The 25,841-nt window shown below is 65.7% G+C and carries 22 protein-coding genes; 11 read left to right on the top strand and 11 right to left on the bottom strand.

What is annotated here, in order from left to right:
- The first annotated feature begins 138 nt into the window (after window positions 1-138).
- The 5 genes from KBY93_RS09670 (at window position 139) to KBY93_RS09650 (ending at window position 4,681) form a co-directional block, all read left to right on the top strand.
- The gene (locus KBY93_RS09670) at window positions 139-1,251 is read left to right on the top strand and encodes a DUF4912 domain-containing protein (RefSeq protein ID WP_255094134.1); all 1,113 of its coding nucleotides are present in this window, start codon (window positions 139-141) and stop codon (window positions 1,249-1,251) included.
- A complete protein-coding gene (locus KBY93_RS09665; RefSeq protein ID WP_094556404.1) occupies window positions 1,251-1,424 on the top strand; it encodes a hypothetical protein in 174 nt (57 codons plus the stop codon). The genes KBY93_RS09670 and KBY93_RS09665 overlap by 1 nt, the downstream gene beginning before the upstream one ends.
- 66 nt (window positions 1,425-1,490) lie before the next feature.
- A complete protein-coding gene (locus KBY93_RS09660; RefSeq protein ID WP_255094157.1) occupies window positions 1,491-2,942 on the top strand; it encodes a phosphatidylserine/phosphatidylglycerophosphate/cardiolipin synthase family protein in 1,452 nt (483 codons plus the stop codon).
- Entirely contained in the window at window positions 2,939-4,156 is a 1,218-nt protein-coding gene (locus tag KBY93_RS09655) for an FAD-dependent oxidoreductase (protein WP_255094133.1), read from the top strand. The genes KBY93_RS09660 and KBY93_RS09655 overlap by 4 nt, the downstream gene beginning before the upstream one ends.
- A gap of 39 nt (window positions 4,157-4,195) precedes the next feature.
- Entirely contained in the window at window positions 4,196-4,681 is a 486-nt protein-coding gene (locus KBY93_RS09650) for a hypothetical protein (protein ID WP_255094132.1), read from the top strand.
- 32 nt (window positions 4,682-4,713) lie between these two features.
- Here the strand turns inward: KBY93_RS09650 and KBY93_RS09645 are convergent, their stop codons facing one another.
- Window positions 4,714-5,049: a hypothetical protein gene (locus tag KBY93_RS09645; RefSeq protein WP_255094130.1), complete on the bottom strand. Its 336-nt coding sequence runs from the start codon at window positions 5,047-5,049 to the stop codon at window positions 4,714-4,716.
- 181 nt (window positions 5,050-5,230) lie between these two features.
- Between KBY93_RS09645 and KBY93_RS09640 the strand changes: the two genes are divergently transcribed.
- Window positions 5,231-6,886 carry an alpha-D-glucose phosphate-specific phosphoglucomutase gene (locus KBY93_RS09640; RefSeq protein WP_255094129.1) on the top strand — a complete coding sequence of 552 codons (1,656 nt, stop codon included), beginning with the start codon at window positions 5,231-5,233 and terminating at the stop codon, window positions 6,884-6,886.
- A gap of 15 nt (window positions 6,887-6,901) precedes the next feature.
- Here the strand turns inward: KBY93_RS09640 and KBY93_RS09635 are convergent, their stop codons facing one another.
- The 6 genes from KBY93_RS09635 to KBY93_RS09610 all read right to left on the bottom strand — a co-directional run bounded on the left by KBY93_RS09635 (window position 6,902) and on the right by KBY93_RS09610 (window position 16,463).
- Window positions 6,902-7,192 (bottom strand): hypothetical protein, encoded by a 291-nt coding sequence (locus KBY93_RS09635; RefSeq protein WP_255094128.1) that lies wholly within the window; start codon window positions 7,190-7,192, stop codon window positions 6,902-6,904.
- A gap of 1 nt (window position 7,193) precedes the next feature.
- Window positions 7,194-10,469 (bottom strand): efflux RND transporter permease subunit, encoded by a 3,276-nt coding sequence (locus tag KBY93_RS09630; RefSeq protein ID WP_255094127.1) that lies wholly within the window; start codon window positions 10,467-10,469, stop codon window positions 7,194-7,196.
- Window positions 10,466-11,590 (bottom strand): efflux RND transporter periplasmic adaptor subunit, encoded by a 1,125-nt coding sequence (locus KBY93_RS09625; protein ID WP_255094126.1) that lies wholly within the window; start codon window positions 11,588-11,590, stop codon window positions 10,466-10,468. The genes KBY93_RS09630 and KBY93_RS09625 overlap by 4 nt, the downstream gene beginning before the upstream one ends.
- Before the next feature lie 76 nt (window positions 11,591-11,666).
- Window positions 11,667-11,951 (bottom strand): hypothetical protein, encoded by a 285-nt coding sequence (locus tag KBY93_RS09620; protein WP_255094124.1) that lies wholly within the window; start codon window positions 11,949-11,951, stop codon window positions 11,667-11,669.
- A complete protein-coding gene (locus tag KBY93_RS09615) occupies window positions 11,951-15,358 on the bottom strand; it encodes an efflux RND transporter permease subunit (RefSeq protein WP_255094123.1) in 3,408 nt (1,135 codons plus the stop codon). Before KBY93_RS09615 ends, KBY93_RS09620 begins: the two co-directional genes overlap by 1 nt.
- Before the next feature lie 13 nt (window positions 15,359-15,371).
- A complete protein-coding gene (locus KBY93_RS09610; RefSeq protein WP_255094122.1) occupies window positions 15,372-16,463 on the bottom strand; it encodes an efflux RND transporter periplasmic adaptor subunit in 1,092 nt (363 codons plus the stop codon).
- Between the two features lie 98 nt (window positions 16,464-16,561).
- Between KBY93_RS09610 and KBY93_RS09605 the strand changes: the two genes are divergently transcribed.
- Window positions 16,562-18,829 (top strand): AAA family ATPase, encoded by a 2,268-nt coding sequence (locus tag KBY93_RS09605; RefSeq protein ID WP_255094121.1) that lies wholly within the window; start codon window positions 16,562-16,564, stop codon window positions 18,827-18,829.
- A 62-nt stretch (window positions 18,830-18,891) separates the two neighbouring features.
- On the opposite strand, the gene KBY93_RS09600 is transcribed toward KBY93_RS09605, so the two are convergent.
- The gene (locus KBY93_RS09600; RefSeq protein ID WP_255094156.1) at window positions 18,892-19,581 is read right to left on the bottom strand and encodes an alpha/beta hydrolase; all 690 of its coding nucleotides are present in this window, start codon (window positions 19,579-19,581) and stop codon (window positions 18,892-18,894) included.
- 84 nt (window positions 19,582-19,665) lie between these two features.
- Window positions 19,666-20,178 carry a hypothetical protein gene (locus KBY93_RS09595; protein WP_255094119.1) on the bottom strand — a complete coding sequence of 171 codons (513 nt, stop codon included), beginning with the start codon at window positions 20,176-20,178 and terminating at the stop codon, window positions 19,666-19,668.
- Between the two features lie 65 nt (window positions 20,179-20,243).
- Here KBY93_RS09595 and bcp point away from each other — a divergent pair, with 65 nt between their 5' ends.
- Window positions 20,244-20,711, top strand: coding sequence for a thioredoxin-dependent thiol peroxidase (bcp, locus tag KBY93_RS09590; RefSeq protein ID WP_255094118.1), 468 nt, complete (start codon window positions 20,244-20,246; stop codon window positions 20,709-20,711).
- On the opposite strand, the gene KBY93_RS09585 is transcribed toward bcp, so the two are convergent.
- Together KBY93_RS09585 and KBY93_RS09580 are read right to left on the bottom strand one after the other, a co-directional pair.
- Window positions 20,659-21,459 carry a type III pantothenate kinase gene (locus KBY93_RS09585; protein WP_255094117.1) on the bottom strand — a complete coding sequence of 267 codons (801 nt, stop codon included), beginning with the start codon at window positions 21,457-21,459 and terminating at the stop codon, window positions 20,659-20,661. The genes bcp and KBY93_RS09585 overlap by 53 nt on opposite strands.
- Window positions 21,460-21,462: 3 nt before the next feature.
- Window positions 21,463-22,212 carry a phosphoadenylyl-sulfate reductase gene (locus tag KBY93_RS09580; protein ID WP_255094116.1) on the bottom strand — a complete coding sequence of 250 codons (750 nt, stop codon included), beginning with the start codon at window positions 22,210-22,212 and terminating at the stop codon, window positions 21,463-21,465.
- Between the two features lie 75 nt (window positions 22,213-22,287).
- Here KBY93_RS09580 and KBY93_RS09575 point away from each other — a divergent pair, with 75 nt between their 5' ends.
- The 3 genes from KBY93_RS09575 to hflX are packed head-to-tail and all read left to right on the top strand — an operon-like array spanning window position 22,288 to window position 25,831.
- On the top strand, window positions 22,288-23,529 hold the full coding sequence (locus tag KBY93_RS09575) for an NAD(P)/FAD-dependent oxidoreductase (RefSeq protein WP_255094115.1): 1,242 nt from the start codon (window positions 22,288-22,290) through the stop codon (window positions 23,527-23,529).
- Window positions 23,526-24,188 carry an HAD-IA family hydrolase gene (locus tag KBY93_RS09570; RefSeq protein WP_255094113.1) on the top strand — a complete coding sequence of 221 codons (663 nt, stop codon included), beginning with the start codon at window positions 23,526-23,528 and terminating at the stop codon, window positions 24,186-24,188. The genes KBY93_RS09575 and KBY93_RS09570 overlap by 4 nt, the downstream gene beginning before the upstream one ends.
- Window positions 24,185-25,831 carry a GTPase HflX gene (gene hflX, locus KBY93_RS09565; RefSeq protein WP_255094112.1) on the top strand — a complete coding sequence of 549 codons (1,647 nt, stop codon included), beginning with the start codon at window positions 24,185-24,187 and terminating at the stop codon, window positions 25,829-25,831. The genes KBY93_RS09570 and hflX overlap by 4 nt, the downstream gene beginning before the upstream one ends.
- Window positions 25,832-25,841: the final 10 nt, after the last annotated feature.

The raw sequence follows: 25,841 nt of genomic DNA, 5'->3' as shown, positions 1-25,841 counted from the left end.
TGGCCATCCAGCGGAGGCCCAGTCAGCTGTTGCTGACGGAGGGCGGCTGGATGGCCGAGATCAGCAGGATTCAGCCCAAACTGATCCCAAACGAAATCCGGAGAAACGGTGACTCAGGCTCTCTCGTCCTTGGCTCGCATGACCTTGCGCCAGCTCCGCCAGATCGCCAGTGACCTCGGTGTGAGCCTCTACAGCCGCAAAACCAAGGAGGAGCTGCTCAACGAGATCCAGAGCTCCAAGGGCGAAGGGGAACGATCTCGCAGCGAACCAGTGATGCCACCTGTCGCCTCCACGCCAAGCCTGGAGATCCTGGAGGCAGGCTTCACTCCAGCACCGCGGCCCGAGGTTGAAACCAAGGTTGTCTTCCTGCCGAGGGACCCCCAGTGGGCCTATGTCTTCTGGGAGATCGCCGAAGCCGAGCGCCTCAAGGCCATCGAGGCTGGTGCTGGCCAGCTCTGCCTTCGTGTCGCCGACGTGACCGGACTGCCCTCGGGCGCCGCTCACCCACACACGCTCCAGGAGGTTCCCGTCGACAGCCATGCCACCGAGTGGTACCTGCCCGTTCCACTGAGCGATCGCGATTACCGCGTTGAGCTGGGGTACCGCAAGCACGGTGGTGGCTGGCTCTCCCTGGGTTTCTCAGCCATAGCCCGGGTACCTTCCCTGCATCCCAGCGAGCAGATCCTCGATCAGTTCGTCCCCTTCTCTCTGGAAGCCGCACCCAGCGACACCACCCTGGCCACCTCCTATCCCCATAGCGGTCTCCACGCGGCCGGAGGAGTCGACAGCGGCCTGCATGAGCGCCTCTACCAAACCGCCACGGTGCGCTGGAAGCATTTTGGCCGCGGTTCCGAAGCCTTCCATGAGCTCGAAGACTCCGACTCCGCCGCAGGCCTGCGCAGTCTTCACGATTCGGGCATCGGCCTTTGGGCCAGTGGCCGCAACGAATCAGGCATCGGTGGTGTTGCTCCCCGTCAGCGTTCCTTCTGGCTTGTGGCCGATGCGGAGCTGATCGTCTACGGCGCCACCGATCCGACCGCCAAACTCACCATCGGCGATGAAGAAGTGCCCCTATCTCCCGACGGCACCTTCCGCGTGCAGGTGCCATTCCGCGACGGCCAGCAGCTCTATCCCATCCAGGCGGTGGCCGCCGATGGCGAGCAGAAGCGCAGCATCACCCTCAAGTTCGAGCGCACCACCCCTGAAGACAACAGCAATCCCTCCAACCAGGCCGTGGCTGAGTGGTTCTGATGCGCACCTTCGTCGCCCTCACACCCCTGGCCGGCACTCTTGCCCTGCCTTTCCTGGTGCCAGTGCTGATGGTCAAAGTGGGCATCGGCACGGCCGTGGGCATGGCCGTACTGGTGAGCACCCTCTGGTTCGTTGTGATGTTGCGCACCGCTGAGATGCCAGGTCACCACTGAGGCCAGACCAACTCCTCCACAGCGGGGAATGCTCAGGGCAGTCGCAACGCGCCGTCCGTGAGCCCCCTGTCAGACGTCCAAACCGCCAACCAAGCCCGGGCGGTCGCCCTGATCTCCTGCCTTTCCGCTCTCGGTCTTGGCGGTTGCTCCGCCACCGCCCGCATCCTGGGCTCACCCCCGGCGGATCTGCCCCTGCCGGCGGGGGTGGAGGTGGCCTTCAACCATCGCGCCGACCGCCACTACCGCAGTCCGATCAGCGGCGAGCGCCGCAGCGGCGACAACCTTGAGCAGTTCCTGCTCGAGACGATCGAGCGGGCCGAGAGCGACATCCTGGTGGCTGTGCAAGAAATCTCTCTGCCCAGGGTTGCCGAAGCCTTGGTGGAACGCAAGCGCCAGGGGTTGCGCGTACTCGTGATCCTCGAGAACACCTACAGCACTCCCTTCAGTGAGCAGCTGCCAGCGGGGCTGAGCTCTCACCAGCTCGGGCGCCACCGCCACCTGATGGCCCTGGCAGACACCGACCGCGACGGACACCTGAGCGCCAGCGAGCGCGACCGCGGCGATGCCGTCCGCATCCTGCAACGGGGCGGCATTCCCATGCTCGACGACACCGCCGACGGCAGTGCGGGCAGCAGTCTGATGCACCATAAATTCATGGTGGTGGACCAGCGCTGGGTGGTGACAGGCTCCACCAATTTCACCCCCTCCTGCATACACGGCGATCCCGACGACCGCCGCACCCGGGGCAACGTCAACCACCTACTGCGCTTCGACAGCCAGGACCTCGCCGCGCTGTTCAACAGGGAATTCAACCGGATGTGGGGGGATGGCCCCGGCGGCCTTCCTGACAGCCGGTTCGGCATCGCCAAGGAGGGAGGGCCGGTGCAGGCGGTGATGGTGGGGCCCACCCGAGTCGAGGTGCTCTTCGCTCCCCACCGCCGCAAGGATCCCAACCATGGCCTTCTGCTGCTCGATCAGCGCCTGGCCCGGGCCGAGCGACAGCTCGATCTGAACCTGTTCGTGCTCTCAGCCCAGGGACTGACCAACCGCCTCGCCGAGCTGCGGCAGCGGGGGGTGGCGATCCGGCTGCTGGCCGATCCCGGCTTCGCCAACCGCAGCTTTTCGGAGGTGCTTGATCTGCTGGGGGTCTCGATGCCGGATCGCTTCTGCAAACTGGAGCTGGGCAACAGCCCCTGGCAGCAGCCGATCACCGGAGTGGGTACGCCACGCCTGGCCCGCGGCGACAAGCTGCACCACAAATTCGCCGTGGTGGATCGAAAGACAGTGATCACCGGTTCGTTCAACTGGAGCCCATCCGCCGCCCACGGCAACGATGAAACCCTGATGGTCTTGGAGTCGCCCCAGCTGGCGGCCCACTTCAGCCGTGAGCAAGACCGGATGTGGCAGGGGGCGGAGCTGGGAATCACCTCTCGGCTGCGGCGCAAGCTGAAGCGGGTCCGCCAGACCTGCGGCCAAGGCACACCTCGGCCACTGGCCGCCACAGCGCAGCAGCCATGACCCCAGCCCCAGACTCCCAGCCCGTCGTGATCGTGGGGGCTGGCCCCGCGGGAGCGGCGCTGGCGATGCTGCTGGCTGAGCGGGGGGTGAAGGTGACCCTGGTGGAAGCAGCGCGGGATTTCCAACGCCAGTTCAGGGGCGAGGGGCTGATGCCATCGGGCCTGGCGGCTCTGGAGGCCATGGGTTGTGGCCCCTTACTGGCCCGCCTGCCCCAGCGGTCCCTGAGCGCCTGGTCGTTCCATCTGCACGGCCGGAAGCTGTTCAGGGTCGAGGAACCCATGGAGGGCCAGCGACCCTGCACGTTGATCTCCCAGCCGGCGCTGCTGGAGGCCCTGCTGGAGCGTGCCAGCCGGGACAGCGGCTTCCAATGGAGGCAGGGGCTTTCGGTGGTGGATGTGATCGAGGCCGAGGGCCGCGTCGCCGGGGTCGTGCTCAGTGATGGAAGTCGGCTTGCGGCATCCCTGGTGGTTGCCAGCGACGGCCGCTCCTCGCTGGTGCGGCAGCGCTCGGGCCTGGAGCTTGAGCGCCAGAACAGCCCCATCGACCTGCTCTGGTTCCGCCTTCCCAGCCACCCCCGCTTCGAGAGCGACAACGCCTTCACCATGCTGCTGGGTGAAGACGGAGCTGCCTGCAGCCTTTTCCATGGCGCCCAGCCTGGGGAGCTGCAGCTGGGCTGGGTGCTCAGCCCAGGCGAGCGGTTCGAGCGCAGCCCCCAGGCCTGGGGCGAAGTTTTTGCGGCCATGGCCCCCGATTGGCTGGCCTATCACCTTCGCCAGGTAGCCCCAGCGATCAGCGCACCGCTGAAGCTCTCGGTTCAGGTGGGCTGCTGCCGCCGCTGGCACCGCCCAGGCCTGCTGCTGCTGGGCGATGCCGCTCACCCGATGAGCCCGATCCGGGCCCAGGGGATCAACATGGCCCTGCGCGACGCGGTCGTGGCCGCCAACCTGCTCCTCGCTCCCCTGATGGCGGGCGATACCGCAGCCGTCGACACCAGCCTGGAGCAGATCCAGGCCGAGCGCTTGCCGGAGATCCAGCGAGCCCAGACCCTGCAGCAGCAGGAGGCCCGCCAGGCCCAGCTGCTGCGTCGATCGCCCCTGCTGCGCCGTGCTCTGGTGCAGCTGGCTCCATGGCTGGGGGAGCGAATCGGACACTCCTGGCGGCAGCGCCAGATTCCCCTGCGGCAGGGTCTGGCCACGGTTGAGATCACGGTATGAGCCGCCGCCATGATGAGACGTAGTTGCTGCCGTGCATCGATGGCCCGATCAAGCCTTGCCGCCTCGCTGTTGAGCGCCGTGATGCTCGCTGCGCCCGGACTCGGCTGGAGCCCGGCCGAGGCCAACGACAGCTTGGCCATCTACCCAAGCAGTGAGACCCTGCGCCGGGTGCAACTGGCCGCCCTCGACTGCGGCAGGGAGAACAGCGCCGCCACCTGTGATCGGGCCCGCAAGCTGGCGGATCCACTGATGGATCACCCCCTTCTCTCGGGCTTCTGCAAGGACGCCCTCTGGGGAGTGGTGCAGATCGCCGTGACAGGCCCCAGCAACAGCCTCACCCGGCGGGACGGCATCGATGCCGCTGCGGACCGGGTGGTCAGCAGCTGCCGGCCGGTGAGCAAGCCCGTTGCCAAGGATGGGTCCGGCCCTGGTGGGCCTGGATCCGCAGCCAGTGATGCGCCAGGGGGATCGGGTGGCGCTCGACCATCCGGTTCTGGCTTCGGATTTGGATCAGGCAGCCGCTGAGTGGCGGTCCAAGCCCGGTGGCCGGTAAAAGTTCAGGGAGTTGTGGCCACGGGCGTATCCGAGAGCTTCAGCAACTCCTGGGAGGTGCGTTCCATGAAATCCATCGACCAGCCGGTGGTCACCGCCGCCTGATTGGCCAACTCACAGATGGGAGAGCGATCGCCCACGGCCTCACAACTGGAGGAGAGGCTGAGCAGGGCATTGGTGAGCTTGCCGGTGAGGCAGCTTGAGGTGCCCGATTTCTCGAGAACGGCCGTGGCAGCCTGCCGGGTCACGCTGATGGCCTGGGCCATCGGCTTGGCCGGCGCAGCGCCCAGCATTCCGGCCTGGGCAGGAGCAAGACTGAGGGCCACCAGGGACAGCAGCATCACCTGGATCCTGCTCGACCGGGACGAGGGGGAAACCATCGGCGTGGAGATCATGCAATGAGCGCAAGCTAGCCAGTGGGCAGTGACCTGGCAGGTGGGGCCTGGGTCCAGGGCTAGCCTGGCTACTCCCAGGTTGGCACCAATGACCAGCAGCGCCTCCTCCGATGCTCCGGCCGCTGCCATGGCCACCTCTTCTCCATCACCATCGGTTCGTCAGGTGCTCCTGAGCGCCCCCTTCAGCGACCAGAAACCCGGCACCTCCGGCCTGCGCAAGAGCAGCCGACAGTTCGAGCAGCCCCACTACCTGGAGAGCTTCGTGGAGGCGGTGTTCCGGGTGGTGCCCGGAGTGGCGGGGGGCACGCTGATCCTTGGCGGCGATGGCCGCTACGGCAATCGCCGCGCCATCGATGTGATCACGCGCATGGCCGCCGCCCATGGGGTGGCCCGACTGATCACCACCACCGGCGGGATCCTCTCAACCCCCGCCGCCTCGAACCTGATCCGCAAGCACCAGGCCATCGGCGGCATCATCCTCTCGGCCAGCCACAATCCCGGCGGCCCCGAGGGCGATTTCGGCGTCAAGGTGAACGGCGCCAATGGCGGGCCGGCCCCTGAATCGATCACCGATGCCATCTACAGCGCCACCACCCAGCTGGAGGGCTACCGGATCGTTGACGCCGAAACGCCATCCCTGGAAGCGCCGGGGGCCTACGCCCTGGGCGGGCTGAGCATCGAGGTGATCGACGGAGTCGACGACTACGTGTCTCTGCTGCAGGGCCTGTTCGATTTCGACGCGATCAGCCAGATGCTGCGGGGCGACTTCCCGATCGCCTTCGATGCCATGCATGCCGTCACCGGTCCCTACGCCAGCCGCCTGCTGGAGGGGCTGCTCGGAGCACCGGCCGGCACGGTACGCAATGGCATTCCCCTGGAGGATTTCGGCGGGGGCCACCCGGACCCCAACCTCACCTATGCCCATGAGCTGGCCGAGCTGCTGATGGGCTCTGACGCCTACCGCTTCGGGGCCGCCTGCGACGGCGACGGCGACCGCAACATGATCCTGGGCCAGCGCTGCTTCGTGAACCCCAGCGACAGCCTGGCGGTGCTCACCGCCAATGCTGGTCTGGCTCCCGGCTACGTGGGCGGGCTCGCCGGAGTGGCCCGCTCCATGCCCACCAGCGCGGCGGTGGATGTGGTGGCCAGGGAGTTGGCCATTCCCTGTTTCGAAACGCCCACGGGCTGGAAGTTCTTCGGCAACCTGCTCGATGCCGGCCGGATCACCCTCTGCGGGGAGGAGAGCTTCGGCACCGGCAGCGACCACATCCGCGAGAAAGATGGTCTCTGGGCGGTGCTGTTCTGGCTGCAGATCCTGGCCACCCGCCGCTGCTCGGTGGCCGAGGTGATGGCAGGTCACTGGAGCCGCTTCGGCCGCCACTACTATTCCCGCCACGACTACGAAGCGATCGCCAGCGACAGGGCCCATGGTCTCTACGACCGCCTGAAGGGCCTGCTGCCCTCCCTGGTGGGGACCGGCTTCGCCGGCCGCAGCATCGCCACTGCCGACGACTTCAGCTACACCGACCCGGTGGACGGCTCCCTCACCAGCGGCCAGGGTCTGCGCCTGCTCCTGGATGACGGCAGTCGGGTGGTGTTCCGCCTCTCCGGCACCGGCACCCAGGGGGCCACCCTGCGCCTCTACCTGGAGAGTTACGTGGAGTCCGGCGGCAACCTGGATCAGGATCCCCAGCAGGCCCTCGCCGATCTGATCACCGCCGCCGACCAGCTTGCCGAGATCCGCAGCCGCACCGGCATGGAGCGGCCCACTGTGATCACCTGAGCTGCCGCCCCTGTCTCAGTCGCTCCGCTCATCGAGCGGGGCACCGGGCTCGCCGCGGCGGGTGAGGCTGATCTGACGCAGGCTCTCGCCCCAGACACCGCAGAACGCCGCCATCCCCGCCACCACCACCCAGAAGCGGGGATGAATCGGTGGCAGCAATTCACCGGGCGTTCGAGACACCCGGTGGGCCAGGGTCAGCAGCACCAATGCCGCGGCCAGATTGATCATCCCCGCCAGCACGATGCGGCGACGATCGACCCGCAACTGGCGCCTCGGTTGATATCCAGATGGCCGGGGCAGGGGCATCTCAGGGGACAGGTCCCGCCGGCAGCACCGGCTCAGTGGCCTGGCTGGCCGGGAACCAGGCCGCCTCCAGTTGCTTCATCAGCACATAGAAGGACGGCACCACGAACAGACTGAGGCCTGTGGCCACAAGCAGACCGCCGAAGATCACCGCCCCCAGGGACTGCTGACTGAGGGCACCGGCTCCGCTGGCCACCAGCAGGGGAAAGAAACCGGCCAGGGCAGCCATCGCCGTCATCAGGATCGGTCGCAGCCGTGAGCAGGCGGCCGCCATCGCCGCTTCCGCCGCCGTCATGCCCTGCTCCATGCGCTGGTTGGCCAGATCCACGATCAGGATGCCGTTCTTTGCCGCCAGGCCGATCAGGGTCACCAGGCCCACCTGGGCATACACGTTGTTCACCTGGCCGCGCAGCACCAGGAACATGAGCGCCCCGAGCATGGCCAGGGGCACCGTCATCAGAATGATCAGCGGATCGATGTAGCTTCCGTACTGGGCGGAGAGCACCAGGTACACCACCACGATCCCCAGAGCGAACACCAGAATCGCCAGGGCGCCTGCCTGCACCTCGGATCGGGTCAGGGCCGACCAGGCCGAGCCGATGTTGGCGAAATTGAAGCGACGGAACACCTCGGAGATGGTGTCGATCGCCTGGCCGCTGCTCTTGCCGGCGGCCTCCACCCCCTGGATCAGCACCGTGCGGTAGAGGTCGAAGTGGCTGATGATCGGCGGGGCACTGTCCAGGCGGGCCTTCACCACATTGGAGAGCGGCACCAGCTGGCCGGCGCGGTTGCTGATGTTGAGGTTGTTCAGGTCCTGGATCATGCCGCGATGGCTGGCATCCGCCTGGACAACCACCTGCCGGTACTGCTGCTGTTCGTAGGTCTGATTCACGAAGCTGCCGCCGGTGAGGGTACCCAGAGCCTCCATCGCGGCGCTGTAATCGATGTCGAGCGAGGCCATGCGGTCGCGGTCCACATCCAGCCGCCAGACCGGGGCATCGCTCACGAACTGGGTGTAGAGATTGCCGAAAATGCCGGTGGAGCGGGCCTTGGCGATCAGCTCCCGCGCCAGGCCGGACAGTTCGGTGGGGCTGTAGCCGCCATTGCTGAGGTCGTTGAACTGGAAGGACAGCCCCCCCTGGGCGCCGAAGCCAGGCACGGCGGCCGGCGCCTGGGCCAGCACGATCGCACCTGGGATCTCAGAGAAGGCCTTGTTCAAGCGCTTGATGATCGCGTCGGCGGATTGCTCAGGCCTGGTGCGCTCCTCGATGGGCTTGAGGCCGAAAAAGAAGATGCCCTGATTGAGTGAGCCGCCGTTGAAGCCGGCTCCACCCACCATCTCCCCAGACACCACATCGGTTTCCTTGGCAATGACCTTTCGGGCCTGATCCGCCACCTCCATCGTGGCCTCGATCGAAGCCTGGGCAGGCAACTGAATGATGCCCAGGCCGTAGCCCTGGTCTTCGGTGGGCACGAAGCCGGTGGGAATGAGCACGAAGGCGGCACCGGTGACCAGAACCCCTCCCAGCAGCGCCACGGCCACAACCGTTCTCAGGCGAATCACCTGATGGAGCAGGGCGGCGTAGCCGCGGGCCACCTGCTCGAAGGCCTTGTTGAACGCCGTGAAGATGGGCATCAGGAAGCTGCCCACCACCGCACCCGCCACCCCGAGCACCAGGGCCAGCAACCAGCCACCGGCCAGGGTGCCGTACAAGGCTCCAAGGGCACCGCCGATGGCGGTCCAGCGCCAGCCGCGGGGTTCGGTTTTGCCACCGCCGAGCAGCAGTGCCGACTGCAGGGGCTTGCCGGTGATCGCGTTGAACGTGGACACCAGGATCGAGAACACGATCGTGAGCGCGAACTGGCGATAGATCACCCCGGTGGCGCCGGGGAAGAAGGCCACAGGCACGAACACCGCCAGGAGCACGAGGGCGGTGGCGAGGATCGCGCCGGTGAGCTCCTTCATGGCATTGGAGGCGGCCAGGAACGGAGGCTCTCCAGCCTCGATCCGGGCCGAGACAGCCTCCACCACCACGATGGCGTCGTCCACCACCAGGCCCGTGGCCAGGATGATTCCGAGCAGGGTGAGTTCATTGATCGAGAAGTCGAAGGACTTCACGAACACCATCGCTCCAAGCAGCGCAATCGGCAGTGCCAGGGCAGGCACGGCCGTGGCCTTCCAGTCCTGCAGAAACAGAAAAATGATCAGCAGCACCAGCACCACTGCATCGCGCAGGGCATCGAGGGCCCCTTCGATCGACGCATTGATGAAGTCGGTCTGGTCGAACACCTTCTCCAGAACCACGCCAGGGGGCAAAGTGTTGCGGAACTGGCTGAGCACCTGATCAACGGCCTTGGCGGTGGTGATGGCATTGCTTCCCGGCAGCTGGATCACACCGAAGCCGACGGAAGGGTGGCCACTGATGGCATTCACGGCCGCCTGATTGAAATTCTGAAAGGCATACTCAGCCCGCCCCACATCCCCAAGCCGGATCAGTCCGCCATCGGGTCCTTTCGCCAGGATGAGTTGCTCAAACTCAGCCACTGTCTTGAGATTACCATTCACCAGAATCGGGAATGTGCTGCGGTTGCTCGGCAGGGACGGTGGGCCACCGATGCTGCCAGCTATCACCACCACGTTCTGCGACTTCAGCGCATTCACCACGTCGGTGACGGCGAGGTTGAAGCGGGAAAGTCGGAGCGGGTCCACCCAGAGCCGAAAGGCTGGATCACTGGCACCGAAGATGTTCACCTGGCCGACTCCATCGGCTCGGGTGAGCGGGAACAGCAAGTTGAGCTGCACCAGTCCGTTCAGGTAGTTCCGATCGAACTGGCCTTCGCTGGAGGTGATATTGTAAACAAGTAGATAACTGCCTGAAGTCTGTTGAACCGTCACACCCTGGGCATTCACCTGGGGGGGCAGCTGGGGAGTGGCTGTCTGTACCCGGTTGAGCACATTCACCTGATCGATATCAGGATTTGTGCCCGGCTTGAAATAGACATTGATCTGGCTGCTGCCCTCACCCGTGCTGGTGGAGGTGATGTAATCCATCCCCGGCGCGCCGTTGATCTGCTCCTCCAGCGGACCAGTCACGGCACTCTCCACCGTGAGTGCATCGGCACCCGGCAGGTTGGCGTTCACCTGGATCGTGGGCGGGGCAATGTTGGGAAGGTTCTCGATCGGCAGCAGAGGCAGGCTGATCACCCCCGCCAACAGAATCAGCACGCTGCACACCGTGCTGAGCACTGGGCGGCGAATGAAGGTATCCGACAGGCTCATGGACGAGTCTGGGGAGGCGGAGCGCCAGTGGCCCTTCGTACCGCCAGGCCACTGCGCAGCTGGGCCAGGTTGCCGAGGATCACCGCATCGCTGGTCTGCAGTCCCGCTTCAACCGGGTAGACACCGACCTGGAGCGTTCCCAGGGTCACGGGCACCTGCACGGCCACCAGGGAACCTGCCGGCGGCGGCGGCTCAATCTCCCGCCCCAGGCGCTGACGCGCCTCCTGGGGACTCAGAGCCAGGAAAACGAATGTCTTGCCTGCCTGCAGCAGCACCGCCTGGGCTGGGATGGCCAGAGAACCGGTCTGGTCGAACACCAGGGTGGCATTCACCCGCTGGTTGTTGCGCAGGGAGCCCTGATCATTGGCGAAGGTGGCCTTGACCAGCAGAGTCTGACGTTCCTTATCAAGCGAGGGGGCGACGAAACTCACGGCGCCCCTGGCAACCAACTCGGACCGCCCCGGCACCCGCAGCAGCACCGGCAATCCCTGGCGCACCCGGTAAGCATCTTCGCCGGCCACATCGAGGCGGACCCACAGGATCGAGTTGTCGATCACGCTGGTGACCACACCGCCGGCGCGCACCACGTCGCCGAGCTTGGCATTGATGCTGCCAACCTGACCGGGAATCGGCGCAACCACATTCTTGTAGCCAAGGGTGGCTTGGGTGGAGCGCAGTTGGTCGCGACTCTGCAGGGCCTGGGTGATGTAGAAGTCGCGTTCCTTGGTGGAGACCGCTCCCTGATCATTCAGAAAGATGTAGCGCTCGGCGTTGAGCACATCCTTGCGGGCTTCCGAGGCTGCGGCATCGGTGGAGGCCTGCTGCTGCACCTGATCCAGCCGGAACAGCAATTGCCCGGGACTGACTCGCTGACCTTCCTGCATCGGCATCGCCACGATGCGCCCATCGATTTCGGCGGCGAGCTTCACCTCACGGATGGCCTCGAGGGTGCTCTGGTAGTCGGCGGAATCCTCGAACAGCTGGGAACGCGGTGAAATCAGCTTGACTGCAGGCGGTGGGGGAGCCGCTGGTTCAGGCCGACCGCAGCCTGCCAGGGACACCAGAACGACAAGTGTGGTGATCGCCAGAAGGCTCAGGCGGGGCCGCAAGAGGCTGGTCACGAGATGATCCAAGGCTGACGCAGCTCGGACTCTCTGTCCATCGCCTCAGTTGAATCGGTTGAAGGGAGCACACCTGTCACGGGCGTTCCCGAGGATGCCCGCCGCGCAAAACGGGTTTGCGGTAAGCAGGGTCCGGATTGGTGACCTGCAGCTGTCGCACAGTTTCGATCGCCATGCCCGCCATGGTGCCGAAGGCACCCAGCAGCAGCCGGAACCAGAACATGGCATAGGAGCTCACCGTGACAGTCGTGTTGGCCACGATCGCCTGAAGGAAAAAGCTGACGGCCAGGCCAAACAGACCTCCGACCACACCTATGAGCACGATGCGGCGTCCATTGAGGGGCTCCGGTGCGCTGGCCATCAGGAGGAAGCGACGGCGGGGGGGCGTGTCTTGTCGTTGCCGGACGCACCCAGCTGCTTGATCACGACATAGAACACCGGGACCACGAACAACGAGAGCACCGTGGCCACCATCAGACCACCGAACACCACGGTGCCTAGGGACGCCTGGCTGCGAGCACCGGCCCCACTGGCCAGCACCAGGGGCAGGAAGCCGAACAGGGAAGAGATCGCCGTCATCAGGATCGGCCGCAGGCGGGATTCAGCCGCTTCCTTCGCCGCCTGATACGGAGTGGCTCCCGCGGCCATGCGCTGGTTGGCGAGATCGACGATCAGAATCCCGTTCTTGGCGGCCAGACCGATGAGCATCACCAGGCCCACCTGGGCATAGATGTTGAGCACCTCCCCTCGCGCCGCGAGGAAGGCCAACGCTCCGAGCATCGCGGTGGGAACAGTCATCAGGATGATCAGCGGGTCAACGTAGCTCTCGTATTGAGCCGCGAGAACCAGATACACCACGAGGATGCCGAAGGCGAAAATCACCACCGCCAGGGCACCGGCCTTCACTTCCTCCCGCGAGAGGCCGGTCCAGTCGAAGCCGAGGCCGTTGGTACCAAGCTCGGCAAAGGTGTCGACCATCCCCTTGATGGCCTGACCGGAGCTGCGGCCAGGGGCAGCTGATCCGTCGATCTTGATGGAGCGGAAAAGATTGAAGTGAGGAATCACAGCGGGTCCGGTTGTGGTCTCCACCATGAACACCTCGGCCAGGGGCACCGGCTCCCCAAGGCGATTGTTCACGAACAGCGATTTGAGCTGCTGAGGCGTAGCCCTGAAGGGGGCATCCGATTGAACAAACACCCGACGTATCCTGCCCTCCTGGAACGTGTCATTGATGTAGGCGCCACCGAAGTAAAAGCTGAAAGCCTGCATCGCCTGCCCGTAATCCACGTTCAAGGCCGCCAGTTGCTCACGATTCACGCTCACTCTGAGCTGGGGCGATTCAGGCGTGAACTGGGTGAAGACCCGGCTGAACAGACCCGTCGGCAGGGCCTTGGCGATCAGCTGATTGGCGTTGGAGAAGAACTCTGGGAGAGTGAGCGCACCACCGCTCTGATCCAGCATCTGGAATTCGAAACCCCCGGAAGTTCCATAGCCGGGTATGGCCGGCGGCTCCACCACAAAGATCCTGGCCCCATCGATCACGGAGAGCTTGCGGTTCAGCCGCTCCACGATCTGATCCATGAACTGATCAGGATTGGGGCGATCATCCCAGTTCTTGGACCCAACGAAGAAGAGACCCCGGTTGGGCGCGTTGCCATCCAGACTGAAGCCACTGATGATCACGGCTGTGGAGATCTCTGGCTCGGTGCGGATGATCTCCGCCACCCGGGCATTGATCCTGCGTGTGTTCTGCTCAGAGCCTCCATCAGGGGCCTGAACGAAACCGATGGCATAGCCCTGATCCTCCACCGGCACGAAACCAGAGGGGATTGAGGTGAAGGCCACACCCGTCAGAGCGATGCCTCCCACAAGCACACCCATCATCAGGGTGCGGTGGGCGAGCACCCAGGCCAAGGCACGCTGATACCAGCCTTCACCGGCTGAGTAAAAGCTGTTGAAGCGGTTGAAGATCGGGGTCAGAAAGGCCCCCAGCAGCAGACCGATCAGGCTGAACACCCCCACCGCAACAGGGTTCGATACTCTCCCCAGCAGCAATCCAAGCACCGCTGCCGTGATCGTGATGGGAAGCCGCAGGGGCAAGCGGGTGATTAACCCGAGCAGATAACCCAGCAGCAATCCTCCCACTACCCAGGCAAGTACCACAAGGGCGCCACCGCCACTCACCAGCAGGCCATAGACGAAGCCGATCGAGGTTCCGGCGATGGCATAGGCACGGCGAGTGGGTGATGCCCCTTCGCGTGCCAGGAGCAAGGCCGAGAGCATCGGCGAGAAAGTGAGTGCATTAAAAGTTGAAATGGCCACTGAAAAGATGATCGTGGCGGCAAACTGCTGATAAATTGTTCCGGTGGCGCCTGGGAAGAAGAGAACCGGCAGAAACACGGCGAACAGCACCAGCGAAGTGGCGATCACTGCACCGAAGAGCTCATTCATGGTGCTTTTGGCCGCATCGAGCGCCGAGAGTCCCTGAGCTTTTTTGGTGGAGGTGTCCTCGATCACGGTGATGGCGTCATCCACCACCAGGCCCGTGGCCAGCACCAAACCAAAGAGCGTGAGCTGGTTGAGCGAGAAGCCCGCCACCTTCACGAACAGGAAAGTACCCACCAGGGCCACGGGAATGGCGATGCCGGGCACGAGTGTGGCCTTCCAGTTCTGAAGGAACAGAAACAGGATCAGCACAACCAAGACCACCGCATCACGCAGGGAACTGGTCACGCCCTGGATCGACGCGTTGATGAAATCAGTGTTGTCGTAGATCTTCTCCACCTTCATGCCGGGAGGCATGCTGAGACTGAATTCCTTGAGGACGTCTTCGACGCCCCGTGACACCTCCAGAGCGTTGCTTCCACTCAACTGATACACCAGCAGGCCCACCGACGGAACCGCTTTCAGATCGGTGGCGTTGGCGGCATAGGTTTCAGCGCCCAGCTCCACCCGGCCCACGTCCCTGAGGCGCACCAGCCCCCCATCGTCAGTGCTGCGCAGAATCAGGTTGGAGAACTCTTCGGAGCTGCGCAACCGCCCCTGCAATTGCACGGTGAAGGTGAACTGCTGACCATCAGGGGCAGGCTCTCCGCCCACCTGGCCGGCGGGCACCAGGCGGCTCTGACTGCGCAGGGCATTCACCACATCGGATGAATTCAGCTTGTTAGCCGCCAGGCGGTCGGGGTCGAGCCAGAGGCGGAAAGCCAGCTGGCGGTTGCCAGCATAGGCAATGTTACCCACACCCTTGACCCGTTTGATCCTGTCGGTGAGGTTCTGATCGAGCAGACCACTGATGAATTCAGTGCTGTAGGGGTTGCTGGCATCTTCGCTACCAAAATTATAGACAAGCAGAATCGAGTTTGACGCTTTATTGACTATCACCCCGGATTGTCTCACCTCCTCGGGCAACTGAGGCTGGGCCAGGGCCACCCGGTTCTGAACATTCACCTGATTGATGTCACCGTCGGTGCCACTGGCGAATGACACGGTGATCGCACTGCTGCCATCGGCAGCACTGGAAGAGGTGATGAAGTCCATGTTCTCCACCCCGTTGATCTGCTGCTCCAGCACATTGGTGACCCCCTCCTCCACCGACACCGCGTCGGCGCCGTTGTATCGGGAGTTCACCGTCACCGTGGGTGGGGCGATGTCAGGCAGGTTTTCGATCGGCAGCAGAGGTATGGCGATCAGGCCGCCGATCACGAGCAGGAGGCTGCAGACCGTGGTCAGAACCGGCCGGGTGATGAAATTGTCGGAAGCGGACATCTGGCTGCAGCTCCTACTGCGCCGTCACGGGCGTGCCGTGACGCAGGGTGAGCAGATTGGTGGTGATCACACGTTCACCCGCTGTCACACCGCGCAGGACCGCATAACGGTTGTTCTGCAGGGGTCCGAGTTGCACCGGGCGCTGCAGGGCGAAGCTGCTGCCTGGGGGCAACTGACGCAACTGGTCCAGGGGGGCCTTGCCTGGGTTCTTCTCCAGATCCTGCAGGGTGCCGAGGGCGAAGACGAAGCTCTGGCCAGCCGTCTGGGTGACGGCGGCGAAAGGCACCGACGGCAGATCGGCCGCATCGAGCTGGACCCGGGTGCGCAGCCGCAGGCCGGTGCGCAGAGCACCATTGGGATTGTCGAATTCGGCCTTCACCAGCAGGGACTGGTTGCCGGCATTCACGACCGGATCCACGGAGCTCACCACGCCACGGGCCAGTTCCCTCGGCGACTGGGGCTCCTGCAACGTCACCGGCAAACCGGGCCTCACTCGGGCGGTGAGCACGCCGGGAACGTCGATGCGGGCGGTGAGGCGATCGTTGCGCACCACTTTGGTGAAGGGATCCCCGGCCCTGATCACATCGCCCACTTTCACCTGCAGATCACTGATCACCCCATCGCTGGGGGAGCGCAGGTCGCGGAAAGCCAGATCGGCCTCACGAGCCCTCAGGGCCTCCCTCGACTGCACGAACTGGGCGCGGAACTGGTCGCGCTGAAGGGCACTGGCTGCCCCCTGGCGCACCAGAAACTCGAAGCGTTTGTAGTTGAGCTCGTCCTTCTCCAGCTGTGCGCGCAGACTGGCCACATCGGCACCCACCTGCACCTGATCGAGCACCAGCAGCAGCTGGCCCTGGCGCACCACATCCCCCTGACGCACCAGCAGGCGCTCGATACGGCCGCCTGCCTGGGCTGCCAACTGCACCACGCTGAGAGCCTCAAGGGTGCTGATCGTGTCGACGTCATCGCTGAAGCGAGCCAGGGCGACCGGTTCGGTCCTGACCTGGACCTGTCTGGGCGGCGGCTTGGGGGGATCGCCGCAGCCACTGAGACCAGTCGCCAGCAGACCGATTGCGGCCGGAATCACCAGACAGGAACGCTTCACGCACGGTGACAAGAGTTGCCCGATTCTGCAGGCCCGTGTCTTGAGCTGCAGGCCCTGAGGGTTGATCCCAGGATTGTCCTCATCACGCCACACGCGTCTTGAGCGATCTGTTCAGCCACCAGGGGGAGATCAACCGCCGGGCTCTCGCCCCCCTGGCCGATCGTCTGCGCCCCCGCAGTCTCGAGGAATTCGTGGGCCAGGAGGAGATCCTTGGCCCCGGGAGGTTGCTGCGGCGGGCGATCCACGCCGATCGGGTGGGGAACCTGATCCTGCATGGCCCGCCGGGAGTGGGCAAGACCACCCTGGCGCGGATCATCGCCAGCAGCACCCGTGCCCACTTCACCAGTCTCAATGCGGTGCTGGCCGGGGTCAAGGACCTGCGCATGGAGGTGGAAGCGGCACGCCAGCGGCTGGAGCGCCACGGCCTGCGCACCCTGCTGTTCATCGACGAGGTGCATCGCTTCAACGTGGCCCAGCAGGACGCCCTGCTGCCCTGGGTGGAGAACGGCACCGTGACTCTGATCGGAGCCACCACCGAAAACCCCTACTTCGAGGTGAACAAGGCCCTGGTGAGCCGCTCGCGGCTGTTCCGCCTGCAGTCGCTTGAGCCCCGTGATCTGCGAGTGCTGCTGGAGCGGGCCCTCACCGACAGAGAGCGCGGCTATGGCGGCCGGTCGGTGGAGCTGAGCCCCGAGGCCGCTGATCACCTGCTCGATGTGGCGGGCGGTGACGCCCGCAGCCTGCTCAACGCCCTGGAGCTGGCTGTGGAGAGCAGCGCCGCCGATGACACCGGGGTGGTCCGGATCGACCTGGAAATCGCTGAACAATCGATCCAGCAGCGGGCCGTGCACTACGACAAGCAGGGGGATGCCCATTTCGACACGATCAGCGCCTTCATCAAGTCGCTGCGGGGATCCGACCCCGACGCCGCCCTGTTCTGGCTGGCGCGGATGGTGGAGGCCGGTGAGAACCCGCGCTTCATCTTCCGGCGCATGCTGATCTCCGCCGGTGAAGACATCGGTCTGGCCGACCCCCAGGCGATCGTGGTGGTGGAAGCCTGCGCGGCGGCATTCGAGCGGGTGGGCTTGCCGGAAGGGCTCTATCCCCTGGCCCAGGCAGCCCTCTACCTGGCCGGTGCCGAGAAGAGCAACAGCCTGCTGGGGTTCTTTGACGCCCTGAAGAGCGTGCGGGCCACCAACCGCCAGGAGGTGCCCTCCCACCTGCGCGACGCCAACCGCGATGGGACGGCCTTCGGCGACGGGGTGGGTTATCGCTACCCCCATGCCTACGCCGAGCACTGGGTCGCCCAGACCTACCTCCCGGCCGCCCTGCAGGGGGAGGTGTTCTGGTTGCCGGGTCAGCTCGGTTGGGAGGGAGGCTTGCAGAGCCGGCTGCAGCGGCGCCGTGCCGCCCAGCTGGCTGCCGCGGCCGAGAGCAGCGCCAACTCCGGCCCTCTGCTCAGCAGCGGCCCAGGCGACGCGGAGCTGGAGCGCTGGCTGCAACGCCAGGCAGCAGCGGAGGGCGAGCGGCTCGATCAGCTGCGCCAGCGGTTCTGGCAGGGAGCCGACTGGAAGCGGCAGGACCGAACCCTGATCCTGGGGGCTCGCTCCCTGCTCTGGGCCCTGGATCCCCTGGAGAGCTGTCCGGAGGGGGGGGTAGTGATCAGCGTGGATACCGCAGCTGATCAACAGCGCCTGCAGGCCCATAGCCAGCTGCTCGACAGCCTGCGCAGCCCCCGGCTGCTGCTGCTGGAGCCCACAAGGCCCGAGAGCCTGAGCGAAGTGATGGAACCAGGCGAGCGCTTCGAGTGGCTGGTGGGGCGTTCGCCCTTCCAGGAACAGGAGGCTGCGGTTTGGCACCCGTGGCTGGAGGAGCTGGATCGGCTGGCCAGCCCCAGGGCGCAGTGGCGTCTGCTGCTGAGCCGGCCGTTGCTGGGTCCCGCCGGGGCGCTGGCGGAACTGCTGACCAGGCCTGGGGGCTCAGGTGCTGCCCTGGCCGACGCGACTTTGCCTGAACTGCTGCAGCGGGTCAGCCTCGAAGAAGAAGCCTGGCTCTCGCCAGCGCCAGGCTCAGCCGAGTTGACGGCAGCTCTGGAGGCGCTGCACTGGCTGGTGGAGCTCGAGAGCTGGCAGGAGTCGCTGACCCTGGAGCTGAGCGAGAGCACCTGCCAGCGTTGGTTCGGCCCGGGTGCGGCCTACCGAAGCCGGCTTGAGGCCGTGATTAACGGTGCGGAAATCGCCAGGATTGAAGCTGGGTTTCGAAGTCAGATCAGGGTGTTGCTGCCCCAGCGGCTGCGCCACCAGCGCCTGATCGCCCGCCGCTCGAAATCTCAGCCGACGGAGCCACCAGCCAAAGCCGGCCCATGAAAAAACCCCGGCATTGCCGGGGTTGAGATCAACAATTCCTGGCCGGAACCAGGAAGTGATTGTCACCAGAGGCCGCGGATGGGCTCGGCCTCAGGGGTAAAGGTCGGCGCGGGGGCGGTGCGCACCTGAGCCACGGGATCCAGCATCTGGTTGGCCTGGATGCAAGCCGGCAGGAAGACGTACCAGGACAGCAGGGAGGTGCACTGGGCTTCGCCCTGGCACTTGCCTTCTGCACAGATGTTCTGCTTGCCGTCGTAGGTGCCGCAGGTATCAGCCAGACGGAAGTCGGTGGGCAGGGCAGCCATGATGCCGGCCGAGGAGATGGAGCCGTCGGCAGCGTCGGCGATGATCGCGCCACGCAGACCCTGAACTGCGTAGGTCGACATCGACCAGTAGGGGAAGTAGCTGCGGGTCTGGTTCTTGAGGAACTTGACGCCAGCATCGGAGTACAGGAAGCGGGTCACACCCACCACATCGACGCTGTAGCTCTTGGCCAGACCGGTGCGGAGTTCGCTGGCCGTCCAGCCGGAGCGGGAAATTCCGCCGGCGAGACCGCGATCGACCACATCACCGTCTTCGATGAACGTTTTGAACGCATCCAGATTGGTGGACCACACGGCACCGCCGGTGTTCCAGCGCACAGGTAGGTCGTTGTCCACAGCTGCCGAAGCGGGCAGAGCTGTGGCTGAGAAAGCGGCTCCAGCAAGGAGACCGGCGGCAAGACGCTTCAGCACGGGATAGCGAAGACACATCTCCATCAACCTAGACAGCCGAGTTGCACTTGCCAACAACTTGCTGTGCCAATGAAGACAGACCTTCGGCTGGCCCACTCCTCACTACCCCTCAGGGTTGGGGCGAAGGCGCCTGAGGCTGCCGAGCGGGCGCCATCCCGGCGGGCAACCGAGACGGTCGGACGTAAAGGGAAAGGCTCCCGGCTTGGCCTCTCCGCGGCAGACCACCCCACGCGGCACGCTTTCGATGGCCTCCACGCGCGCCACATAGGTCTCCTTGCCCGTTCGCGGGGTGAGCCTCAGCTGGGCGCTCTGGTCCTCCACCTTCAGATCTGCCTTCATATCCTGGGGGACTTCAAGGCCCAGCACATCGAGATAGCCGCTGAAGCCCCCCCAGAAGTAACGGGTGATCTGGGCTCCCACGAAGCGGTTCAGCAGCAGGGCCGCTTGCTGACGTTGATCCAGCAGGGCCTCCTGGGCCTCGAGATCGGCCAACACAACGGACGCTGAAGTCCCCGGGCGGCTGGCCAGGGGCGGATGCAGGGTCAGCTGGACCAGACCGGCGACGCCAATCAGCGCCAGCAGGGTGGAGACGCCGAGGCGAAGAGCGAGGGCCATCTGGCTTCGGGAGATCGTCCGACCCTACCGGCGACCTAAGTTCAATTCTCGAAATCGTCGACCCAATGACGCTGCATATCGGTGACTCGGCCCCCACATTCACCCTTCCCGACCAGAACGGCACATCCGTGTCGCTGGCCGACCTTCGTGGACAGCGGGTGGTTCTCTACTTCTATCCCAAGGACGACACACCGGGCTGCACCAAGGAAGCCTGTAGTTTTCGCGACCAGTGGGCAAGCTTCGAGCAGCACGGCATCAAGGTGCTGGGCATCAGCAAGGACGCAGCCGGCAGCCACACCAAGTTCATCGCCAAGTACCAGCTGCCCTTCACCCTGCTCAGTGATCCCGAGCCCTGTGAGGTGGCCGCGGCCTACAACAGCTACGGGCTCAAGAAGTTCATGGGACGCGAATTCATGGGGATGATGCGCCACACCTTCGTGATCGACCCTGAAGGGAAGCTGGAGCGCATCTACTGGAAGGTCAAGGCAGAGGAGATGGCCCAACAGATCCTCTCGGATCTGGGCCTGAGCTGAGGGCCACCAGTGCCTTCATCGCCAGCTCCGGTGCCAGCTCGAAGGGAACCTGCTCCTGCTGCAGCAGCGGGGCTAGCCCCGGGGCGTCCCCCCCGGTGAGCCAGAGCGAGGTGGGCTCCAGCCTCTGCAAGTCGCGCCAGGCCTGGGCCACAGCCGCCGCCAATCCCAGCAGGCATCCCACCCGCATCGCCTGCTCCGTTTCGATCGGCCAGGGGTCCATCACCTCGACAAGAGGTCCCAACCCGTCAGGGCTTGGTACCAGCAGCGGCAGCAGCGCCGTCGTCCGCCCCAGAGAGCTGATCTGGGTGCTCACTCCAGGCTGAAGCCGCCCTCCCGCGAAGTTGCCGGTCGCCCCGACCCGGGTGAGGCTGAGGGCCGTGCCCGCATCGGCCACCAGCACGGCCCCTCCCCCCCGCTGGACCTGGCACCGCCAGGCCTGCCAGCCCACCAGAGCGCGGTCGATGCCCAACCAGGGAGGCAGCTGCTGCAGGGGCACCCGCTCGAGCAGCAGGCGCCGGCTCGCCAGTCGCTCGAGCCGACGGCTGCCTTCCTCCCCCTGAATGGGCAGCGGGCCTACAGCTGCCCAGGCCCGCAGCCGATTCCACTGCACTACAGCCAGATCAGGTGGGGGCGGGCCATGGCTGAACTGCAGTGCAGCCGTCCCAGGTTCGGCGGCGGTCTCGGCCAGGGCCTCAGCCCAGTGCCAACGGCTGTTGCCGATCAACAACCAGAGATCACCGGCGCCCACGGCTCAGATGCCCTCTCCCATCACGCCCGGCAGATGAATGCCGCATTCCTGCTTCAGCCCTCCGAAACGACTGGAGCGGCCGTCACCATCGTCAGGGCGACTGGAGTGCCAGTCGCCCACGCTGGAGTAACCCTGCTCAAACAGCGGGTGCTGAGGCAACGCATGGTTCTCCATGTAATAGAAGACCTCTCGCGGACCCCAGGAGAGCAAGGGTCGAAGCGACCAGCGCCCACGCACCCCACCAAGCGGGGCCATGGCACCGCGATGATCGGTCTGGCCACCGCGCACCCCACTGGCCCAGCAGTGAACCCCCAGCTCCTGGAAGAGTCGATCAAGGGGTTCCACCTTGCGTAACCGGTGGTAGGTATGCAGGTCCTCCACCCGACCGGTTTCCCAGAGGCGGCCGTAGAGCGCCTCCATCCGGGCCGGGGAGAGATCCGACTGCGCCACCTTCAGATTCAGGTTGAGGGCAGTACAGAGCCTGTCGGCATAGAGATAGGTTTCGTTCGGCAGGTAGCCAGTGTCCACCCAGAGCACGGGAATCCGCTCACTGAGGCGAGTGGCCATGTGCAGGAGCACAGCCGACTGGATCCCGAAACTGGTGGTGAGCGCAAACCCCTCGCCGAAGGTTTCATACCCCCAGGCCAACTGCCCAGCAGCATCCAGGGGCTCCAGATGGCGGCGTGCCGGTTCCGGCTCGATGGTCCGGCCCAGCCGATCCGTCGGCAACGGGGTCGTGGTGAGGCTGGTCATGGCACCCATCATCTCCTCCGGGGCAACATCGCTGGTTAGGGTTCGAACAACCCGAGACGGCAAGGCCTTTCGCCCATGGAAGAGCCCAGCAGGAGCCAGGCCAACCCTTCCCAACAGGCGCCCGGCTCCACCCGGCCGGTGCTGATTGCCGGTGGTGGCTTCGGCGGGCTCTATACCGCCCTGGCCTTGGCTTCCCACCGTCATCACCCGCCAATCCTGCTGGTCGAGCCCCAGGAGCGTTTCCTGTTCCTGCCCTTGCTTTACGAACTTCTCTCCGAGGAATTGCGCGGCTGGGAAGTAGCCCCCCGCTACGACACCCTGCTGGCCAGCCGCGGAGTGGCCTGGCTGCGGGACGGGATCAGCCGGATTGATGCCAGCGCCAGCTGTGTGATCACCGAGCAAGGCCGAACTCTGCCCTATTCCCGCCTGGTGATCGCCACCGGCAGCCGCGGCACCAGCTACGGCATCCCCGGGGTGGAGGAGCTGGCCATCCCCTTCCGCAGCATGGCCGACGTGGAGCGCCTGCAGGATCTGGTGCAACATCTGCTCGGCCACCCCAGGCCCCTGCAGCGGCTGGCGCTGGTGGGGGCAGGACCGAGCGGGGTCGAGCTGGCCTGCAAGCTGGCCGATCTGCTCCGGGGCAGCACAGTGATCGAACTGATCGAGCAGGGCGCCGATCTGCTGCCCCAGGCCCGTGCCTTCAACCGCGAGCAAGCTCGATCGGCGCTGCTGCGCCGTGACATCCGTCTGCGCACCCACACCAAGGTGCTGGCCCTGGAGCCCGGCCGCCTGGAGTTGAGCCTCACGGCGGCAGAGGAGGGCAACAGCCGCGAAACCCTTCTGGTGGATGGCGTGATCTGGACCGCTGGGGTGACGGTGGCCCCCCCCCCGATCGAGCCTGCCGCCAACCTCGATGATCGGGGGCGTCTGCTCTGTGAACCGACCCTGGAGCTCCAGAACAACCCCGGAGTCTTTGCGATCGGGGATGTGGCCCACGTCGCTGATGCCGATGGAGCGCCCTTGGCGGCCACGGCCCAGGTGGCCTTCCAGCAGGCCGACTGCCTGGCGGAGAATCTGCTGCGCTCAATCGAAGGTGAGCCGTTGCAGCCGTTCCTCTGGAAGGATCTGGGCGAGATGATCAGCCTGGGCATCGGCGAGGCCAGCCTCACGGGCCTGGGCCTGACGCTGGCGGGACCTGCCGCCTACAGGATCCGCCAGCTCACCTACCTCTCGAGGCTGCCGGGCCTGCCGCACCAGCTCAGGGTGGCGGCAGGCTGGTTGAGCGATCTCGGCCGCCCTCTGATCGCGCCTCGATGAGGCACCCCCTGATCACGGGCGCCCCCGCCGCACTGCTGCTGGATGCGATGGGAACGCTGATCGGCCTGCGCAGCTCGGTGGGCCACACCTACGCGGATGTGGCCCGGCAGCACGGCGTGATCGTGGATCCAGCAGCGATCGATCGGGCCTTACCCGCCGTGCTGCGCCTGGCTCCCCCCCTGGCGTTTCCTGGCCTGGAGGGCTCGGAGCTGCTGGCGGCCGAGCGGCAATGGTGGGCCAGGCGGATCGAGGACACCTTTCACGCAACCGGTGGCAACCTGGCCGAGATTGAATTGGCCCCGGAGCTGGCTCTCGAGCTGTTCGATCGCTTCGCCGAACCTGATCTCTGGCAGGTGTACCCCGATGTGATCGGCCCCATGCGCAGCTGGCACCGGGCCGGTCTGCGCCTGGCCGTGGTGAGCAACTTCGACCAGCGGCTTCATGGTCTGCTGGAGGCCCTCGGTCTGGCGGATCTGCTGGAGCTGGTGGTGGTCTCGAGTGCGGCCGGTGCCGCCAAACCAAGTCCAAAGCCCTTCCAGCTGGCCCTTGACAGCCTCGGGATCAGGCCCGACCAAGCCTGGCATGTGGGCGACAGTCCCGAGGATGTGGAGGGTGCCCGGGCGGCTGGAATTACCTGCCTGCGGATCCAGCGTCATTGAAACAGTCCGTCCTCGCCGGCCGCGTCACAGGGCTGCGGCCAGCCCAGAAACGGCGGTTGGAGCGCCTCGCCCAGCGCCGCCACCCGGAGCAGGGGGGCGCCGACCTGCTGGGACTGCAGCGGCTGGCGGCCGAGGCCCGCGAGCTGGAGCTGCCCCTCAGCCTGGTGGTGGATGGCCGCGGCCTCTGCCGCTTGCTGTGGGTGGGTCCCCTGGAGCAATCCGGCCGGCTGATCGAGCGCCTGCCCGGCTCCGAGCGGCGTCAGGGCCAGGATCTACGGCTGCTCAGCTGCATCGGCCGAGGTCAGTCGCTGGAGCCCCTGGGCAGCGAAGCCCTCGTGGGCATGGATCTGCAACCCCTGTTCTGGTTGCGGTTCAGCGACCGTGCCCGCGCCGGTGGACGCTGGCCCGCTGCCGTTTACGGGCTCAGCCACGAGGAGGCCCAGCCCTGGAGCTGCCGGCTGGAAGGCGAGCTCCCCGACCTCTGTGATCCCGCCATCAACCCTGCCGACACCAGCGACCTGGACGGGGCTGGGGCGATCAAGCAGACGCAGCAGGGGCCGGAGCGGGTGATGCTGCTGACGCTGGTGAGCGGCGAGGAGAGCGAGAGCCAGCGTGACATCGCCGAACTCGAAGGGCTGGTGCGCAGCGCTGGTGGATTGCCGGTGGGAGTGGTGCGCCAGAAGCGCCAGCAAGCTGCCCCCCAAACCCTCTGGGGCGAAGGCAAGCTGAGGGAAGCGGCACTGGAGGCCCGCCGGCTGGAGGCCAGCCTGGTGGTGACCGACCGGGAGCTGACGCCGGTGCAGGCCCGCAACCTAGAGCGCCTGCTGGACCTGCCCGTCAGTGACCGCAGCGAGCTGATCCTCGATATTTTCGCCCAGCGGGCCGCCAGCAGCGCCGGGCGCCTGCAGGTGGAACTGGCCCAGCTGCGCTATCGGTTGCCCCGGCTGAGCGGACGCGGCCTGAGCCTCTCGCGTCAGGGGGGCGGCATTGGCACCCGCGGGCCGGGCGAAACCCAGCTGGAGAAGGACCGCCGCACCATTGCCCGCCGGATCGAGCGTCTTCAACGCGACGTGGAGCGGCTTGGGGAGCACCGTGCTCGCCTGCGCCAGGGCCGGGGTGGACTGCAGCGGCTGGCGCTGGTGGGGTACACCAATGCGGGCAAGAGCTCGCTGCTCAACGCCCTGACCCAGCCAGCGGCCGGGGAGGAGGTGCTGGCAGAGAACAAGCTGTTCGCCACCCTGGATCCCACGACCCGCCGGCTGGAGCTGGCAGATGGGAGTGGAGCGGTGCGGCGCCTCCTGCTCACTGACACGGTGGGATTCATCCGCGAATTGCCGCCGCCCCTGGTTGAAGCCTTCCGCTCCACCCTGGAGGAAACACTCGAGGCCGACGGGTTGCTGATTGTGGTGGATCTGTCCGATCCGGCCTGGCCCGTGCAGCTCAGGACCGTTCACACCATCCTCGATTCCCTCGGCTGCCAGGCCCCCCGCCGCCTGGTGGCCAACCAGATTGATCGCTGCCCTGCCGGCGCCCTGGAGCAGGCCCGATCGTTCGACGCTGATGTGATGTTCATTTCCGCAACAGCAGGGCTGGGATTGCAGCACTTGCGCGATGTGCTGCAAGATTGGCCGCATTCAACATAGGGATTACGTC

Source organism: Synechococcus sp. J7-Johnson (genome assembly GCF_024345795.1).
GTDB lineage: Bacteria > Cyanobacteriota > Cyanobacteriia > PCC-6307 > Cyanobiaceae > Regnicoccus_A.
This window is presented reverse-complemented; position numbering and strand designations above follow the sequence as displayed.